A 14,645-nucleotide genomic window follows, 5' to 3' on the forward strand; every position below is an offset into this window, starting at 1 on the left:
AGTCCAAAACGATCGGCGTCTGACTTGTAGCTTGTAGCTGACCGCTTGCCGCTGCCTTAATTAAGATGTTCGACGCGAATACGGACTACCGGGCCCACCACATCCTGCAACGCTTCCAGGGCTTGAATGGCGTCATTGATACGCTGCTCCACTACCCGGTGGGTCAACAGGATCATCGGCACCAGGCCATCGTGTTCTTCGACATCCTTTTGCATGATCGATTCGATGTTGATGCCGCGCTCGGACAGGATGCTCGCGACCTGAGCCAGCACGCCCGGGTGATCCTTGGCCTGAATGCGCAGGTAGTAGGCGCTTTCGCAGGCTTCGATCGGCAGGATCGGGTGGGCGGACAACGAATCGGGCTGGAAGGCCAGATGAGGGACCCGGTTTTCCGGATCGGAGGTCATCGCACGGACCACATCGACCAGATCGGCCACCACCGAAGACGCGGTAGGCTCCATACCGGCACCCGCGCCGTAGAACAGCGTCGAGCCGGACGCATCGCCATTGACCATCACGGCATTCATGACGCCGTTGACGTTGGCGATCAGGCGATCGGCCGGGATCAGGGTCGGGTGTACGCGCAGTTCGATGCCTTGAGCCGTGCTGCGTGCAACGCCCAGGTGTTTGATGCGATAGCCCAGCGCTTCGGCATAATTGACGTCTGCAGTGGTCAGTTTGGTAATGCCTTCGGTGTAGGCCTTGTCGAACTGCAGCGGAATGCCGAAGGCAATGGAGGCCAGAATGGTCAGTTTGTGCGCCGCGTCGATACCTTCAACGTCGAAGGTCGGATCGGCTTCGGCATAACCCAGGGCCTGAGCTTCGGCCAGAACATCGGCAAAGGTACGGCCCTTCTCGCGCATTTCGGTGAGGATGAAGTTGCCGGTGCCGTTGATGATGCCGGCAACCCAGTTGATACGGTTCGCCGACAGGCCTTCCCGAATGGCCTTGATGACCGGGATGCCACCGGCAACCGCTGCTTCAAAAGCGACGATCACGCCCTTCTCACGCGCCTTGGCGAAGATTTCGTTGCCATGCACCGCGATCAGCGCCTTGTTGGCGGTCACCACGTGCTTGCCGTTTTCGATGGCCTTGAGGACCAGTTCGCGGGCAACGGTATAGCCGCCGATCAATTCTACGACGATGTCGATTTCAGGGTTGGTCGCAATGGCAAACACATCGCTGGTGGTCGGCGTACCGGTAATCTGGCAATTGGGATTTGGTGTACGAACCGCAATTTGCGCCACTTCGATTCCACGCCCGGCACGGCGGGCAATCTCCTCGGCGTTACGCTGAAGTACGTTGAAGGTACCGCCACCGACAGTACCCAGCCCACATATGCCTACTTTGACCGGTTTCACTGATGAACTCCCCGAAAAACAGCCGAACCTGAATCGGCTGTGGAAAAACTGCCGCATGGCGCCATGCGGCTGAAATTTTGACTACACTTCGGCCACTTGCCCCCTGTTTGCACAAGGCGCGCCTGAAAACACCGGTTTATTTGGCGCTCAATGCCAGCTTGGCAACCTGAGCCGCAGGCTGATAACCCGGAATCACCTGACCGTCAGCGAGGACAATCGCAGGCGTGCCGTTGACGCCGATCGACTGACCGAGCTCATATTGCTTGCTGACCGGATTGTCGCATTTGGCGGCCTTGATGTCCTTGCCATCGACCATACGGTCCATCGCGCCCTTGCGATCCTTGGAACACCACACGGCCTGCAACTGCTCGTCACCCGGAGAACCAAGCCCCTGACGCGGGAATGCCAGGTAACGGACTTCGACACCCATCTTGTTCAACTGGCCGACTTCTTCGTGCAGCTTGTGGCAATACGGGCAGGTCGTGTCGGTGAATACGGTGATGTGCGACTTGGTCTCGCCCACCGCCGGATAGATCACCATCTCGGACGCAGGAATGGCGTTGATGGTCTTGGAAATGGCCAGACGTTCGGTCTTCTCGGTCAGGTTGACCGGCTTGCCGTTCTGCACCTGAAACAGATAGCCCTGAACCACGAACTGACCGTCGGCGCTGGCGTACAGGACGCGGCCGCCCTTGAGCTTCACTTCATAGAGGCCATTGAGCGGGCTCGGCGAGATACTCTCGACCGGCAGCTGCAATTCCAGCGAGTCGAGCGTCTTGCGGATAGCCTGATCGGGGGCTGCATCAGCCAGGGCAGACATACTGAAGGTGCCGGCCAGCATCAAAGCCGCGGCAGCGAAAATCTGTGGCAAACGCATGAAAACTCCTATGACGGCGGACAGGCTGGCAACTGTCGAAAAAAGGCGTGCCAGCCTTGATAGGCGAAACCGGCAAAGCCTACCACATAAGGCTCGCGGGGCCGACAGGCCGTCATGATTCGGGAGGTTTCCCTGATGAATTGCAGATTTTTCCTGTGCAGATCGGGATAGGGCTGTCACAGCCCCTATCCCCGGCAAACGCTTTACCCGCGCCTTACTTTTTGACCGAGCCGTCTGCTTTGTAGCGCTCGATGATCGTCAGCTTCAGTAGCGCATCGGTGCCGTCGCAATCAGTCATCCAGGCGAACCATGCCTTGTTTGGAAAGTCCTCACGCTTGTAAGTCTGCATGAAGTTCTTGCTTCGCCACGATTTCAAGTAAACGTCTTGAGCATCCGTGCGGTCAATCGAGAACTTACTGCTTCCACCATCTGCTATCCCGGCCAGATAAGCATATCCAGATTCTTTTGTTTTATGGACCCAACCGCCTTCGCTAACGGCTAAGTAAATGGGCGGCTCTGGCTCGGGGGATTGAGAGGCCGTTATTTGGTTTGCCTGCAGCAGCGCTCCGTCTTCTGAATATTCTCCTGAAGTACCGCCTGTATTTGATGGGACAGGGCCCTCAGCCGAACGCACATTCATGAGCTCATTACCGTTCCCTGCCGCCTTAAATGCTTCATATTCTGAAACCTTGGGTGACACTTTATCTGCAGTTGCGTACCCGTTGAAAAACATAGCGTAGTCGCCCTCATCATTGGGTTCAAAGCGAATCTTGATCGATTGTGTGAGCAATGAATTGGCACAGAGTTCCTCCACTTTTTCCAGCGTGCCTCCTCCCGCAGTAATTTTGGAAAACCCCAGCTTGGTACCGTCCTTGAGGTCCAGCGTCGCCAGAAATGAACGCTCTTTTTTTTCGTCAGACATGTCAATCATCCTTGATAATGAGTTTCAGATAACCTCACCCTGATAGTAGCTGTTCGAAGAAACATCGCCCGCACGTCTCAATAACGATTGAAAATAACCGGCATAAAAACCATCGCACTCCTTCATGCCGCTGACATCAGAACATTAACCTCGAGGATGATGCGTCACATGCATACCCTGCAACCGCTGATACCGGGGCTGCACCAGCCAGGGCAGCATACTGAAGGTGCCAACCAGCATTTAAGCCGGCGGCAACGAAAATCCGGAGCAAAACCTGAAAACGTCTATAACGGCGGACAGGTTGGCACTGTCGAAAAAAAGAGTGCCCACCTTGACAGGCGAAACCGGAATGGGGGCTGTCACAACCCTCATGCCCGGCAAACGCTTTACCCGCGCCTTACTATTTGACCGAGCCGTCTGCGTTGTAACGCTTGATGATCGTCAGCTTCAGTACCGCATCGGTGCCGTCGCAATCAGTCATCCAGGCGAACCATGACCCGCCTGGAAAATCTTGACGTTTGTAAGTCTGCATGAAGTTCTTGCTTCGCCACGACTTCAAATAAACGTCTTGAGCATCCGTGCGGTCAATCGAGAACTCAATATTTTTATAACCTGATATCTGCGCCAGATAAGCCATCGCGGCATTCGTTGTTTTATTGACCCTCCCATCAGCATTGATGCCTATGTATATCGGCGAATCTTGCTCAGCGGCCTGCATCGGATCAATAGCCTTTTCAGCGAGGGGTTGTGGCTGGTAACGTAACGTTAAGTCCGGTGCAAACCCTTTAAACAACATAGCATATCCACTGTCACTTCCCGCCCGGAAATAGACTTCTATCGAGCGACTAGCCAAGGAACTCGCACACAGATAGTCATGCCCCTCAACTTTGGTTCCCCGCTCCACTGTCTTGAAAAAGACAATTTTGTTCCATCTGCAAGATCCAGAATTGCAAGAAACGAAAGCGCTTTCTTTTCACTGTCCATGCCAATCATCCTTGATAATTAGTTTTAGAAACCTCACCTGAATATTAGCTACCTGCGGACACTGCGCGCATACATCAGTAGATCGATTGGTAATAATCATTCATAAAAACACCACCCGACTCTCGAATCCATCAACAGACCACTAACCGCGCGGATGATGCCTGGCATGCATCTCCTGCAATCGCGCACGCGCCACATGGGTGTAGATCTGCGTCGTCGAGAGATCACTGTGCCCGAGCAACATCTGCACCACACGCAAGTCGGCGCCGTGATTGAGCAGATGGGTGGCGAAGGCGTGGCGCAGGGTGTGCGGCGACAGGGATTTGCCGATGCCCGCAACGGTCGCCTGATGCTTGATACGGTGCCAGAAGGTCTGGCGGGTCATCTGGTCGCCGCGGGTGCTGGGGAACAGGACGTCGCTGGGCTTTCCGCCCAGCAACTCGTCGCGGGCACCGCGCAGGTAACGCTCGACCCAGACGATGGACTCTTCGCCCATGGGCACCAGTCGCTCCTTGCTGCCTTTGCCCATCACGCGCAGCACGCCCTGGCGCAAGTTGACCTGTTCCAGGGTCAGGCTGATCAATTCGGTCACGCGCAGACCGCAGGCATACAGCACCTCAAGCATGGCGCGGTCACGCTCGCCGATGGGCTCGCTCAGGTCGGGAGCAGCAAGCAATGCTTCGACGTCAGCTTCGGAAAGCGATTTGGGCAACGGTTTGCCCAATTGAGGCATGTCAATCTGCAGGGTGGGATCAACGGCAATCAGCTTTTCGCGCAGCAAGTAGCGGTAGAAGCCACGTGCGCCGGACAGAAAACGCGCAGTGGAGCGTGGCTTATAGGCATTGTCCACGCGCCAGGCAAGATGATCGAGGATGACTTCACGCCCGGCACTGATCAGGTCAACGTTGCGCTCCTGCAGCCAGCCGTTGAACAGCGCCAGATCACTGCGGTATGAGTCGCGGGTATTATCGGACAGGCCCTTTTCGAGCCAGAGCGCGTCGAGAAACCGGTCAATCAGCGGGTGGTCGATGGCAGCCATGTTTACTCAGTGCATGTGTTGGTAGACAAGGGGTGAATCATCAAACAGCAGGCAGCAAAAAGGCAGCCCTGAGGCTGCCTTTTTTATGCATCGAAAAACTGTATCAGGACAGTTTTTCCTTGATGCGCGCTGCTTTACCGGACAGGTCACGCAGGTAGTACAGTTTGGCCTTGCGAACGTCACCGCGACGTTTCACAGCCATGCTGTCGATTTGCGGGCTGTAAGTCTGGAAAGTACGCTCAACGCCAACACCGTTGGAGATTTTACGAACAGTGAAAGCACTGTTCACGCCACGGTTACGCTTGGCAATGACAACGCCTTCGAATGCTTGCAGACGAGCGCGGTCGCCTTCCTTCACTTTAACCTGGACGACAATGGTGTCGCCTGGTGCAAAGGTAGGGATCTCTTTGGTCATCTGCTCTGCTTCGAGGGCAAGAATGATTTTGTTAGTCATGCTGGTGCTCCTAAGGTAATCCGTCTGGATCGACCATCGATACGTTAACTATCGTCCCGCTCGCGGATGTATTCCGCCAGCAGCTTCTTCTCTTCTCCAGAAAGCGAGCGGCTTTCCAGAAGATCAGCGCGTCGTTCATAGGTCCGCCCAAGGGACTGCTGTAAACGCCAACGCCGGATGTGCGCGTGATTGCCACTTAGCAACACGTCGGGAACACGCTGATCCGCATACACCTCAGGTCGGGTGTAATGCGGGCAATCCAGCAGACCGTCCGTGAAGGAATCTTCCTCCGCGGAGTCCACATGCCCTAAAGCTCCAGGCAGCAGCCGCGTAACCGCGTCAATCAGGACCATCGCCGGCAGCTCGCCACCGGAAAGAACATAGTCACCAATCGACCACTCTTCATCGACATGAGCATCAATAAAACGCTCGTCAATGCCTTCATAACGACCGGCGATGAGAATAATCGCTTCCTCCTGCGCCAGTTCGCGTACCGCAGACTGATTCAGCTGGCGGCCTTGTGGCGACAGGTAAATCACCTTCGCCGCATCCCCTGCCGCTTGCCTGGCCTGAACCAGAGCATCTTCAAGGGGCTTGATCTTCATCACCATGCCCGGACCACCGCCAAATGGGCGATCATCCACAGTGTGATGGCGATCAGTGGTGTAATCCCGCGGATTCCAACAAGTGAGCTGCAACAGCCCTTGTTTCACCGCACGGCTGGTAATGCCGTATTCGCTGATGGCGGAAAACATCTCGGGAAACAGACTGATGACTTCTATGCGCAGGCTGGCCATGGCATTCAGAAGTCCGCGTCCCAATCCACCTTCATCTCGCCAGCAGCCATATCGATTGCCAACACGCATTGCTCCGTATAGGGCAACAGGCGTTCGCGATCATCCAGGCTACCCGCGCAGGGCTTTACAACCATTACATCGTTCGAACCGGTTTCGAGCAGGTGATCGATTTTCCCGAGCAGTTGCCCGAGTTGGTCGATGACCTTGAGGCCTTCAAGCTGGTACCAGTAGTACTCACCATCGTCCAGATCAGGGAACAGGTTACGCGGCACGCAGATTTCGTAACCGGACAGAAGACGCGCTTCTTCACGATCATCGAGACCCTTGAGCTTTGTGACCAGAAACTTGCTTTGCAAGCGTCCGCTGACCAGCTCCACCTGTTTATCAACGCTGCCTTCGCGCCGAAGCGTCCAGGTTTTGTAGTCCAACAGGTTTCCAATCGGATCAGTAAAGGAATAAACCTTCACTTCGCCGCGAACGCCATGAACCGAGTAAATCTTGCCAATGACGATCAGATCGTCGGCAGATGCAGGCGTCGCGTTCATAAGACTCAGGCCGCGGCCTTGGTCTTGTTGTGCTCTTTGAGCAGCTGGGCAACGCGCTCGGAAGTTTGTGCACCCACGCTCAACCAGTAGTTGACGCGTTCTTCGTTAACGGACAGACGGATTTCCTGACCACGGGCAACCGGGTTGAAGAAACCAACCTGTTCCTTGTGGGAACCGTCACGAGCGTTGCGGCTGTCGGTTACGGTCAGGTGGTAAAACGGGCGCTTTTTGGAGCCGCCAAGGGCAAGACGGATGGTTAGCATTGAACATCGTTCCTGTAGTCGGTGCTGCAAATCTAAGATGCACAGCGGGCATAGGTGCCCGAAAGGCCGCATATTCTAAGGAATATCCCGACTTTTGCAAATGTCTTTTTCCGGCGCCTATCGGCATGCCTTCCAGATTTGCGAGGGAGCTGTCGGTATGACAGCCGGTAAAAGCCCGCATAGCGCGGGCTGACTGGGGGTCACCCCCCAGATGGGAAGCGTGCAAAGCGTCTTGCACGCGACGCAATTACATTTTTGGCATGCCGCCGCCGGGGAACATTCCCCCCATGCCGCGCATCATTTTGGCCATTCCGCCCTTGGCGGAGAATTTCTTCATCATCTTCTGCATCTGCTTGTGCTGCTTGATCAGACGCCCGATGTCCTGAACCTGAGTGCCCGAACCCATGGCAATGCGGCGCTTGCGCGAACCGCTGACCAGATCCGGATCACGGCGCTCGGCAGGGGTCATCGAGTTGATGATGGCTTCCATCTGCTTGAACTGTTTTTCCGCTGCGCCCTGGGCGTTGCCCATCTGCGACAGGTTGACGCCGCCGATGCTCGGCAGTTTGTCCATCAGGCCGCCAAGGCCACCCATGTTCTTCATCTGCTGCAGCTGGTCGCGGAAGTCTTCGAGGTCGAAGCCCTTGCCCTTCTTGAGCTTTTTCGCCAGCTTGTCAGCCTTGTCCTTGTCGAGAGTCTGTTCGGCCTGCTCGATAAGGCTGAGCACATCGCCCATGCCGAGGATGCGTGAGGCGATGCGGTCCGGGTGAAACGGCTCCAGCGCCTCGCTCTTCTCGCCCATGCCGATGAACTTGATCGGCTTGCCGGTAATGGCACGCACCGACAGCGCCGCACCACCGCGGGCATCACCGTCGACCTTGGTAAGGATCACACCGGTCAGCGGCAGTGCATCACCGAAGGCCTTGGCGGTGTTGGCCGCATCCTGGCCGGTCATGGCATCGACCACGAACAGCGTCTCGGCCGGCTTGACCGCCGCATGCAGCGCCTGGATCTCGCCCATCATCTCGACATCGACGTGCAAACGACCGGCGGTGTCGACGATGACCACGTCAATGAACTTGAGCCTGGCTTCTTTAATGGCCGCCTGGGCGATGTCCACCGGCTTCTGGCTGATGTCGGAGGCGAAGAACGTCACGCCGATGTCGTTGGCCAGGGTTTCGAGCTGTTTGATGGCTGCGGGACGGTAAACGTCGACCGACACCACCATTACGGTTTTCTTCTTGCGCTCTTTAAGGAAGCGCGCCAGCTTGCCGGCAGTGGTGGTCTTGCCCGCGCCCTGCAAACCCGCCATGAGGATGACGGCAGGCGGCGTGACATTGAGCACCAGGTCTTCGTTGGCGGCGCCCATCAGGCTTTCGAGTTCGGCCTGGACGATCTTCACGAACGCCTGACCTGGCGTCAGGCTGCGCGACACCTCGGTGCCGACGGCGCGTTCCTTGACGTTATTGACGAAGTCTTTGACCACCGGCAAGGCGACGTCGGCTTCGAGCAACGCCATACGCACTTCGCGCAAGGTATCTTTGATGTTGTCCTCGTTCAGCTTGGCCTTGCCAGTAACATGGCGCAGCGTCTGCGAGAGGCGGTCAGTCAGATTTTCAAACATGCGCGATCCTTTCAGGCTCTCGTCGAACCCCGGTTGATGCGGCCCGGCCCGTAATGCAGAAATGGCGCTCGGCGAGCCTGCGGCTTGAGCAGGTCGCGGATTATAGCGAAGACTCCGTCGCACGGACACCACGCAGACTGCTTCTGTGGTCTTTCGTGATTTGCCGGTTCTATGCCAAACTCAGCGTCTTTTCAGGCCCGTCCATCAGGATCTATGTCCCCTTTGCCACCCAGCCTGCTTCCCAGCCTCGCCGCCGCCATTATTTATGCCGCTGCGACCGTCTATCAGAGCCTGCGTCTGAGCCAGGCCGTCAAGCCCGACAAGCGGCTGCTTTGCCTGCTTGGAGCGTTGGCGGTCATCGCACATGCCATTGGTCTGTTTTCCCAGTTGACGCATTCCGTCGGTCTTGGTCTGGACTTCTTCAATTCGGCCAGCCTTATCGCGGCGTCGGTGATCGTCGTCACCCTGATCGCCACATCGCGCATCCCGGTGGAAAACCTGCTGGTGTTGTTGTTCCCTTTAGGGATGGTCACTGTACTGCTCGCCCAGTTCGCCCCTAGCGGCACTGTGCAGCCGATCATGGAAGAGCCCGGCATCCTCAGCCATATCCTGCTCTCTCTGCTGGCTTACGGGATGTTTACCATTGCTGCATTCCAGGCGCTGCTGCTGCTGTTGCAGGACTACCGCCTCAAGCACAAGCACCCTTCCGGGCTGATCAAGAACTTCCCGCCGCTGCAAACCATGGAAAGTCTGCTGTTCGGCTTTCTGTGGGCTGGCTGGTCGTTGCTCTCGCTGTCGCTGATTTCCGGCTGGCTGTTCGTCGAAAACCTGTTTGCCCAGCATCTGGTGCACAAGACCCTGCTGGCCTGTCTGGCCTGGATAGTGTTCAGTGTGCTGCTGTGGGGGCGTAACCGCCTTGGATGGCGTGGACACAAGGCCATTCGCTGGACGCTGGGCGGTTTCTGCCTGCTGATGCTCGCCTATTTCGGCAGCAAGCTGGTACGCGAATTCATCCTGCACATCTGACGGGCCCTGATCATGGATAATCTGCCCCTGGGCCCGTTGCTCGGTGTCCTCGCCCTACTGCTGCTGTGGGCCGGTCTGCTGACTGCGGTCGAAGCCGCTCATCATCAAGTCAAGGCGATGCGCTCTGCCAGCCGCCCGGAAAAGTCGGCGCCGCTCCCCGAACTGGCCTTCAACCTGAACAGCCTGATTCTGGGCAATACGCTGATCCGAGTACTGATCAGCGTGATCGCAACGCTGATCGCCGCCAATTACTGGCTCTACAACGGTCCGACCGTGGCATGGCTCGCTACCGTGAGCATCATGCTGGTCTTCGCCGAATACATGCCGCGCCGCCTGGCGAACCGCCACCCTGTCTCGACGCTGCTGCTGGGCAACGGTGTGCTGCGCATCCCGATGAAGATCATCTGGCCGCTGGCCTACGTGTTCAATGTTCTGGCCAAGACACTGCTGCGCCCCTTCCTGTCTCGCGCCGTACAGCAGCAGGATCAGGACTTCGAAGACGACACGCAAAATACTCCGCGCAACGATGCCGCCCAGGAATACTCTCCGCGTGCCAGCGTGCTGTCAGGCATTCGTGCGCTGGACAGCATTACCGTCAATGACATCCTGATCCCGCGCAACGAAGTGGATGGCGTCAACCTTGATGACCCCATGGAAATGATCATCGAGCGTCTGATCATTTCACGGCACACGCGCCTGCCGGTCTATCACAACGATATCAATCAGGTACAAGGCGTCATCAATACCCGAGACATCAGCCACCTGCTGCCCAAGGGCACTTTGACCAAGGAGCAGTTGCTGGCGGTCTGCTACGAGCCTTATTTCGTACCGGAAAGCACCCCGCTGCAGTTGCAGCTGCTGAATTTCCACAAACAGCAGCGGCGTCTCGGCGTGGTGGTCGATGAATACGGGGAAGTGCTGGGCATCGTTACCCTCGAGGATATTCTCGAAGAGATTGTCGGCGAGTTCGAAAGCGAGCAGCGGCTGGATAACTCGCACGTCAAACAACAGGACGACGGGCGTCTCGAAGTCGAAGGCGCAGCGTCCATCCGCGATTTGAACAAGAGCCTTGGCTGGCACCTGCCGTCAGACGGCCCGAAAACCGTCAACGGACTGGTTACCGAGGCACTGGAAACCATCCCGGACGCTCCGGTGTGCTTGAAAATAGGGCCTTACCGGCTGGAAATCCTCGAAACCGAGGACAACCGCGTCAAGCGTGTCGCCATGTGGCAGAACACGCTGGTCCGCACTTTCAAATAGCTGTCTGCGTTCAAATAGATTCCTGAACCGCCCTTGCCTCTCGACCCATTCGGGTTACTCTGCTCGACGCCGCACCCACAATCACAATAAATGCACGCTTGCCGGAATACGGTCGATGCCGACCGGCGAGTCGACTGTCAGGAAATCCGCATGACCAGCACCCCGCTCTCTCGCGAAGATCACGACGCGCACGCAAAGCCGGTGAATTCGACGACCCGCGTCGCCACGGCCAGCTTTATCGGCACGGCCATCGAGTTCTACGACTTTTACGTGTATGCCACCGCCGCCGCCCTGGTGATCGGTCCGGTATTCTTTCCACAGACCTCGGGCACCGCCCAGATGCTGTCGTCATTTCTGACCTTCGGCATCGCCTTTCTCGCTCGCCCTCTGGGGTCGGCGCTGTTCGGTCACTTCGGCGACAGGATCGGGCGCAAGTCGACCCTGGTGGCCTCGCTGCTGTTGATGGGGATCTGCACCACGCTGATCGGCGTATTGCCCGGCTACGCGACGATCGGGGCGTGGGCGCCGATTCTGTTGTGTGTGCTGCGTTTCGGTCAGGGGCTTGGCCTGGGTGGCGAATGGGGTGGCGCGGCGCTGTTGGCGACCGAGAATGCCCCGAAAGACAAGCGCGCCTGGTTCGGCATGTTTCCGCAACTGGGCCCTTCGATCGGCTTTCTCGCCGCCAACGGCCTGTTTCTGGCGCTGGCCATGACCCTCGATGACGAACAGTTCCGCGCGTGGGGCTGGCGGATTCCATTTCTGCTCAGCGCCGTACTGGTCATGGTCGGGCTGTACGTGCGCCTGAAGCTGGAAGAGACGCCCGTGTTCGCCAAGGCCATGGCTCGCCACCAACGGGTCAGCCTGCCCATCGTGGAAACCTTCAGCCAGCACTGGAAACCCATGCTGCTCGGTGCGGCTTCGATGGTGGTCTGCTACGCGCTGTTTTATATCTCGACGGTGTTCTCGTTGAGCTACGGCGTGGCCACGCTGGGCTATACGCGTGAAACGTTCTTGGGGTTGTTGTGCTTTGCGGTGCTGTTCATGGCAGCGGCCACACCACTGGCCGCACTGGCGAGCGATCGCTTCGGGCGTAAGCCGGTGTTGATTGTGGGAGGCGTGCTGGCGATCCTTTCAGGTTTTACCATGGAGCCACTGTTGACCCACGGCAGCACCTGGGCTGTGGCGCTGTTTCTGTGCATCGAACTGTTTCTGATGGGCATCACGTTCGCCCCGATGGGCGCGCTGCTACCGGAACTGTTCCCGACACAGGTTCGCTACACCGGCGCATCGGCGGCCTACAACCTGGGCGGAATCGTCGGAGCGTCGGTCGCCCCCTTCTTCGCCCAGAAACTGGTGGCGATGGGCGGCCTGAGCTGGGTGGGCGGGTATGTGTCTGCTGCAGCGCTGATCAGCGTGCTGGCGGTGTTGAGCCTGAAAGAGACGAGAGATAGAGAGCTTTGAGCTGCAAGAAGAAGCGTGGTGCTCTTTCTTGCAGCTTGAGCCTTGAGGCTTACCGCTGCGCCCCTACAGTTCTACGTTTACCGCCTGCGATGCCCGGGTCGCTTTGGCCCGAGCGGCTTCGATGGACTCGTCACGCGCCAGGGCAACGCCCATGCGCCGCTGACCGTTGACTTCCGGCTTGCCGAACAGACGCAATGCGGTATCAGGCTCGGCCAGCGCAGCGCCGAGGTTGGCGAAAGCGGTTTGCGTGGACTGGCCTTCGACCAGGATCACTGCCGAAGCCGAAGGGCCGAACTGACGGATCAACGGAATCGGCAGCCCCAGAATCGCGCGCGCGTGCAGGGCAAACTGCGACAGGTCCTGAGAAATCAGCGTCACCAGACCGGTGTCGTGCGGGCGCGGCGAGACTTCGCTGAACCACACCTGATCGCCCTTGATGAACAGTTCGACGCCAAACATCCCGCGTCCACCCAATGCCTCGGTCACCGCCTTGGCAACCCGCTCGGACTCTGCCAGCGCAACCGGGCTCATGGCCTGCGGCTGCCAAGATTCCTGATAGTCGCCCTTTTCCTGACGATGCCCAACCGGCGCGCAGAATGTGGTGCCACCGATGTGACGCACGGTCAGCAGGGTGATTTCGTAATCGAAGTCGATAAACCCTTCGACGATGACGCGCCCCTTGCCAGCACGACCGCCCTCTTGCGCGTAATCCCAGGCTTTCTGCACGTCATCGGTGCTCTTGAGCAGGCTCTGCCCCTTGCCCGAAGAGCTCATGACCGGCTTGACCACACACGGGAAACCGAGGTCTTCGACCGCCTTGCTGTACGCCTCGAAGGTGTCGGCAAAGTGGTAAGGCGAGGTCGGCAGCTTCAGCTCTTCAGCCGCGAGACGACGAATTCCTTCGCGGTTCATGGTCAGTTGCGCGGCGCGCGCGGTCGGGATCACGGTGAAGCCTTCGGCCTCGAGCTCGACCAGCGTCGCGGTGGCGATGGCTTCGATTTCCGGAACGATGAAGTGCGGCTTCTCGGCCTCAATGACTGCGCGCAGTGCCGCACCGTCGAGCATGTTGATCACATGGCTGCGATGAGCGACCTGCATGGCCGGCGCGTTCTCGTAACGGTCAACAGCGATCACTTCAACGCCCAGGCGCTGCAGCTCGATCACGACTTCCTTGCCCAGTTCGCCGCTGCCGCAAAACAGTACGCGCGTCGCGGTGGGCGACAGTGGAGTTCCGATTTGAGTCATCTCAGGTCCTCGTGAAGCAGATGTCGAGGGCTGCCCGCCGTATGCAAGCAACCGCTGTGAAGAAAGGCGCGCAATTTACCACGAAGCCCCGGCAAATGGGCGCTCAGCCTGGACACGCACTGTTGCGCGCCCGCCAGGCCATGACCATCCAGACAATGGTCACGCCAGCGAACTTCGACGCCAGCGCGGTGAGCACGACCGGCGCCGTCAGGGCGTCGATCATGCCGAAGAAGATAAAGGTATCCAGCGGAATGCTGAGTGCCGAGCTGATCCACAACCGATCACGCAACGGGCGTCTGGTAATGCTGAACACCAGCCAGTCAATGCATTCGGAAACCGCAAACGCCGTGGCGCTGGCCAAGGCGATGGTGGGGTCGCTGGTGACATAGGACAGGACCAGCGCCACCAGCATGGCAATGATCGCACCATGGCCAAAGCGAATCTGCACCATGTCCCGCAACACGAACACCAACCCGCCCCAGGCAGACCAGATCATGTCCAGGTGCGGCGCACTGGAAAAGGCGAAGTTGATCAGCACGACACTGCTGATGTAGGCGATCAGGAAAAGCATGGAGGGTTTGGGCCTGTGCAAGCGAGCGGCAATGATAGCAAACGCGGACAAGAGCCGCGCCCAAGCGAAAACGAAAGCATTATTTCTGACGCAGGAAATGCATCGACTGTACCGCCCTCTTCGCGAACAAGTTCGCTCCTACAAAAGCTCGCGGATAACCTGGATGATCTGGTCAACTGATTCCGGACACAGTTATAGAAGCTACGCCGCCATTTT

14 protein-coding genes and 1 pseudogene are annotated in these 14,645 nt (G+C 57.9%); 3 read left to right on the forward strand and 12 right to left on the reverse strand.

What is annotated here, in order from left to right:
* Positions 1-56 precede the first annotated feature (56 nt).
* The 10 genes and pseudogenes from QRN50_RS07645 to ffh form a co-directional block, all read right to left on the reverse strand.
* Positions 57-1,361, reverse strand: coding sequence for a homoserine dehydrogenase (locus QRN50_RS07645; RefSeq protein ID WP_024639874.1), 1,305 nt, complete (start codon positions 1,359-1,361; stop codon positions 57-59).
* A 136-nt stretch (positions 1,362-1,497) separates the two neighbouring features.
* The gene (gene dsbC, locus QRN50_RS07650) at positions 1,498-2,238 is read right to left on the reverse strand and encodes a bifunctional protein-disulfide isomerase/oxidoreductase DsbC (protein ID WP_004406382.1); all 741 of its coding nucleotides are present in this window, start codon (positions 2,236-2,238) and stop codon (positions 1,498-1,500) included.
* Positions 2,239-2,452: 214 nt separating this feature from the next.
* Positions 2,453-3,160, reverse strand: a complete 708-nt coding sequence (locus QRN50_RS07655) for a hypothetical protein (RefSeq protein ID WP_096126447.1) — start codon at positions 3,158-3,160, stop codon at positions 2,453-2,455.
* A gap of 400 nt (positions 3,161-3,560) precedes the next feature.
* A pseudogene (locus QRN50_RS07660) lies at positions 3,561-4,144 on the reverse strand (hypothetical protein).
* Between the two features lie 142 nt (positions 4,145-4,286).
* Positions 4,287-5,183, reverse strand: a complete 897-nt coding sequence (gene xerD / locus QRN50_RS07665; protein ID WP_032656396.1) for a site-specific tyrosine recombinase XerD — start codon at positions 5,181-5,183, stop codon at positions 4,287-4,289.
* A 103-nt stretch (positions 5,184-5,286) separates the two neighbouring features.
* Positions 5,287-5,637, reverse strand: a complete 351-nt coding sequence (rplS, locus tag QRN50_RS07670; RefSeq protein ID WP_002552524.1) for a 50S ribosomal protein L19 — start codon at positions 5,635-5,637, stop codon at positions 5,287-5,289.
* Between the two features lie 44 nt (positions 5,638-5,681).
* Complete coding sequence (trmD, locus tag QRN50_RS07675) at positions 5,682-6,434, reverse strand: tRNA (guanosine(37)-N1)-methyltransferase TrmD (protein ID WP_002552523.1); 753 nt, start codon at positions 6,432-6,434, stop codon at positions 5,682-5,684.
* 5 nt (positions 6,435-6,439) lie between these two features.
* Positions 6,440-6,979, reverse strand: a complete 540-nt coding sequence (rimM, locus tag QRN50_RS07680) for a ribosome maturation factor RimM (RefSeq protein WP_004406396.1) — start codon at positions 6,977-6,979, stop codon at positions 6,440-6,442.
* A gap of 5 nt (positions 6,980-6,984) precedes the next feature.
* The gene (gene rpsP, locus QRN50_RS07685) at positions 6,985-7,242 is read right to left on the reverse strand and encodes a 30S ribosomal protein S16 (protein ID WP_002552521.1); all 258 of its coding nucleotides are present in this window, start codon (positions 7,240-7,242) and stop codon (positions 6,985-6,987) included.
* A gap of 247 nt (positions 7,243-7,489) precedes the next feature.
* Positions 7,490-8,866: a signal recognition particle protein gene (gene ffh, locus QRN50_RS07690; protein ID WP_004406399.1), complete on the reverse strand. Its 1,377-nt coding sequence runs from the start codon at positions 8,864-8,866 to the stop codon at positions 7,490-7,492.
* Between the two features lie 213 nt (positions 8,867-9,079).
* On the opposite strand from ffh, the gene QRN50_RS07695 reads away from it, so the two are divergent.
* The 3 genes from QRN50_RS07695 to QRN50_RS07705 all read left to right on the forward strand — a co-directional run bounded on the left by QRN50_RS07695 (position 9,080) and on the right by QRN50_RS07705 (position 12,613).
* Positions 9,080-9,892 (forward strand): cytochrome C assembly family protein, encoded by an 813-nt coding sequence (locus QRN50_RS07695; protein WP_004406400.1) that lies wholly within the window; start codon positions 9,080-9,082, stop codon positions 9,890-9,892.
* A 12-nt stretch (positions 9,893-9,904) separates the two neighbouring features.
* The gene (locus QRN50_RS07700; RefSeq protein WP_096126448.1) at positions 9,905-11,152 is read left to right on the forward strand and encodes a CNNM domain-containing protein; all 1,248 of its coding nucleotides are present in this window, start codon (positions 9,905-9,907) and stop codon (positions 11,150-11,152) included.
* Between the two features lie 150 nt (positions 11,153-11,302).
* On the forward strand, positions 11,303-12,613 hold the full coding sequence (locus tag QRN50_RS07705) for an MFS transporter (protein WP_004406405.1): 1,311 nt from the start codon (positions 11,303-11,305) through the stop codon (positions 12,611-12,613).
* A gap of 63 nt (positions 12,614-12,676) precedes the next feature.
* Here QRN50_RS07705 and purT read toward each other — a convergent pair whose 3' ends face one another.
* Together purT and QRN50_RS07715 are read right to left on the reverse strand one after the other, a co-directional pair.
* A complete protein-coding gene (purT, locus tag QRN50_RS07710; protein WP_004406408.1) occupies positions 12,677-13,858 on the reverse strand; it encodes a formate-dependent phosphoribosylglycinamide formyltransferase in 1,182 nt (393 codons plus the stop codon).
* Between the two features lie 103 nt (positions 13,859-13,961).
* Positions 13,962-14,429 carry a preQ0 transporter gene (locus tag QRN50_RS07715; protein WP_004406410.1) on the reverse strand — a complete coding sequence of 156 codons (468 nt, stop codon included), beginning with the start codon at positions 14,427-14,429 and terminating at the stop codon, positions 13,962-13,964.
* Positions 14,430-14,645: the final 216 nt, after the last annotated feature.

Source organism: Pseudomonas sp. MEJ108 (genome assembly GCF_030208985.1).
In the GTDB taxonomy this organism is placed as follows: domain Bacteria; phylum Pseudomonadota; class Gammaproteobacteria; order Pseudomonadales; family Pseudomonadaceae; genus Aquipseudomonas; species Aquipseudomonas fragariae.

Coding starts and splice junctions, on each gene's coding strand:
- dsbC (WP_004406382.1), bottom strand. CDS start 2,238: ATGCGTTTGCCACAGATTTTCGCTGCCGCGGCTTTGATGCTGGCCGGC.
- QRN50_RS07655 (WP_096126447.1), bottom strand. CDS start 3,160: ATGTCTGACGAAAAAAAAGAGCGTTCATTTCTGGCGACGCTGGACCTC.
- xerD (WP_032656396.1), bottom strand. CDS start 5,183: ATGGCTGCCATCGACCACCCGCTGATTGACCGGTTTCTCGACGCGCTC.
- rplS (WP_002552524.1), bottom strand. CDS start 5,637: ATGACTAACAAAATCATTCTTGCCCTCGAAGCAGAGCAGATGACCAAA.
- trmD (WP_002552523.1), bottom strand. CDS start 6,434: ATGGCCAGCCTGCGCATAGAAGTCATCAGTCTGTTTCCCGAGATGTTT.
- rimM (WP_004406396.1), bottom strand. CDS start 6,979: ATGAACGCGACGCCTGCATCTGCCGACGATCTGATCGTCATTGGCAAG.
- rpsP (WP_002552521.1), bottom strand. CDS start 7,242: ATGCTAACCATCCGTCTTGCCCTTGGCGGCTCCAAAAAGCGCCCGTTT.
- ffh (WP_004406399.1), bottom strand. CDS start 8,866: ATGTTTGAAAATCTGACTGACCGCCTCTCGCAGACGCTGCGCCATGTT.
- QRN50_RS07695 (WP_004406400.1), top strand. CDS start 9,080: ATGTCCCCTTTGCCACCCAGCCTGCTTCCCAGCCTCGCCGCCGCCATT.
- QRN50_RS07700 (WP_096126448.1), top strand. CDS start 9,905: ATGGATAATCTGCCCCTGGGCCCGTTGCTCGGTGTCCTCGCCCTACTG.
- QRN50_RS07705 (WP_004406405.1), top strand. CDS start 11,303: ATGACCAGCACCCCGCTCTCTCGCGAAGATCACGACGCGCACGCAAAG.
- purT (WP_004406408.1), bottom strand. CDS start 13,858: ATGACTCAAATCGGAACTCCACTGTCGCCCACCGCGACGCGCGTACTG.
- QRN50_RS07715 (WP_004406410.1), bottom strand. CDS start 14,429: ATGCTTTTCCTGATCGCCTACATCAGCAGTGTCGTGCTGATCAACTTC.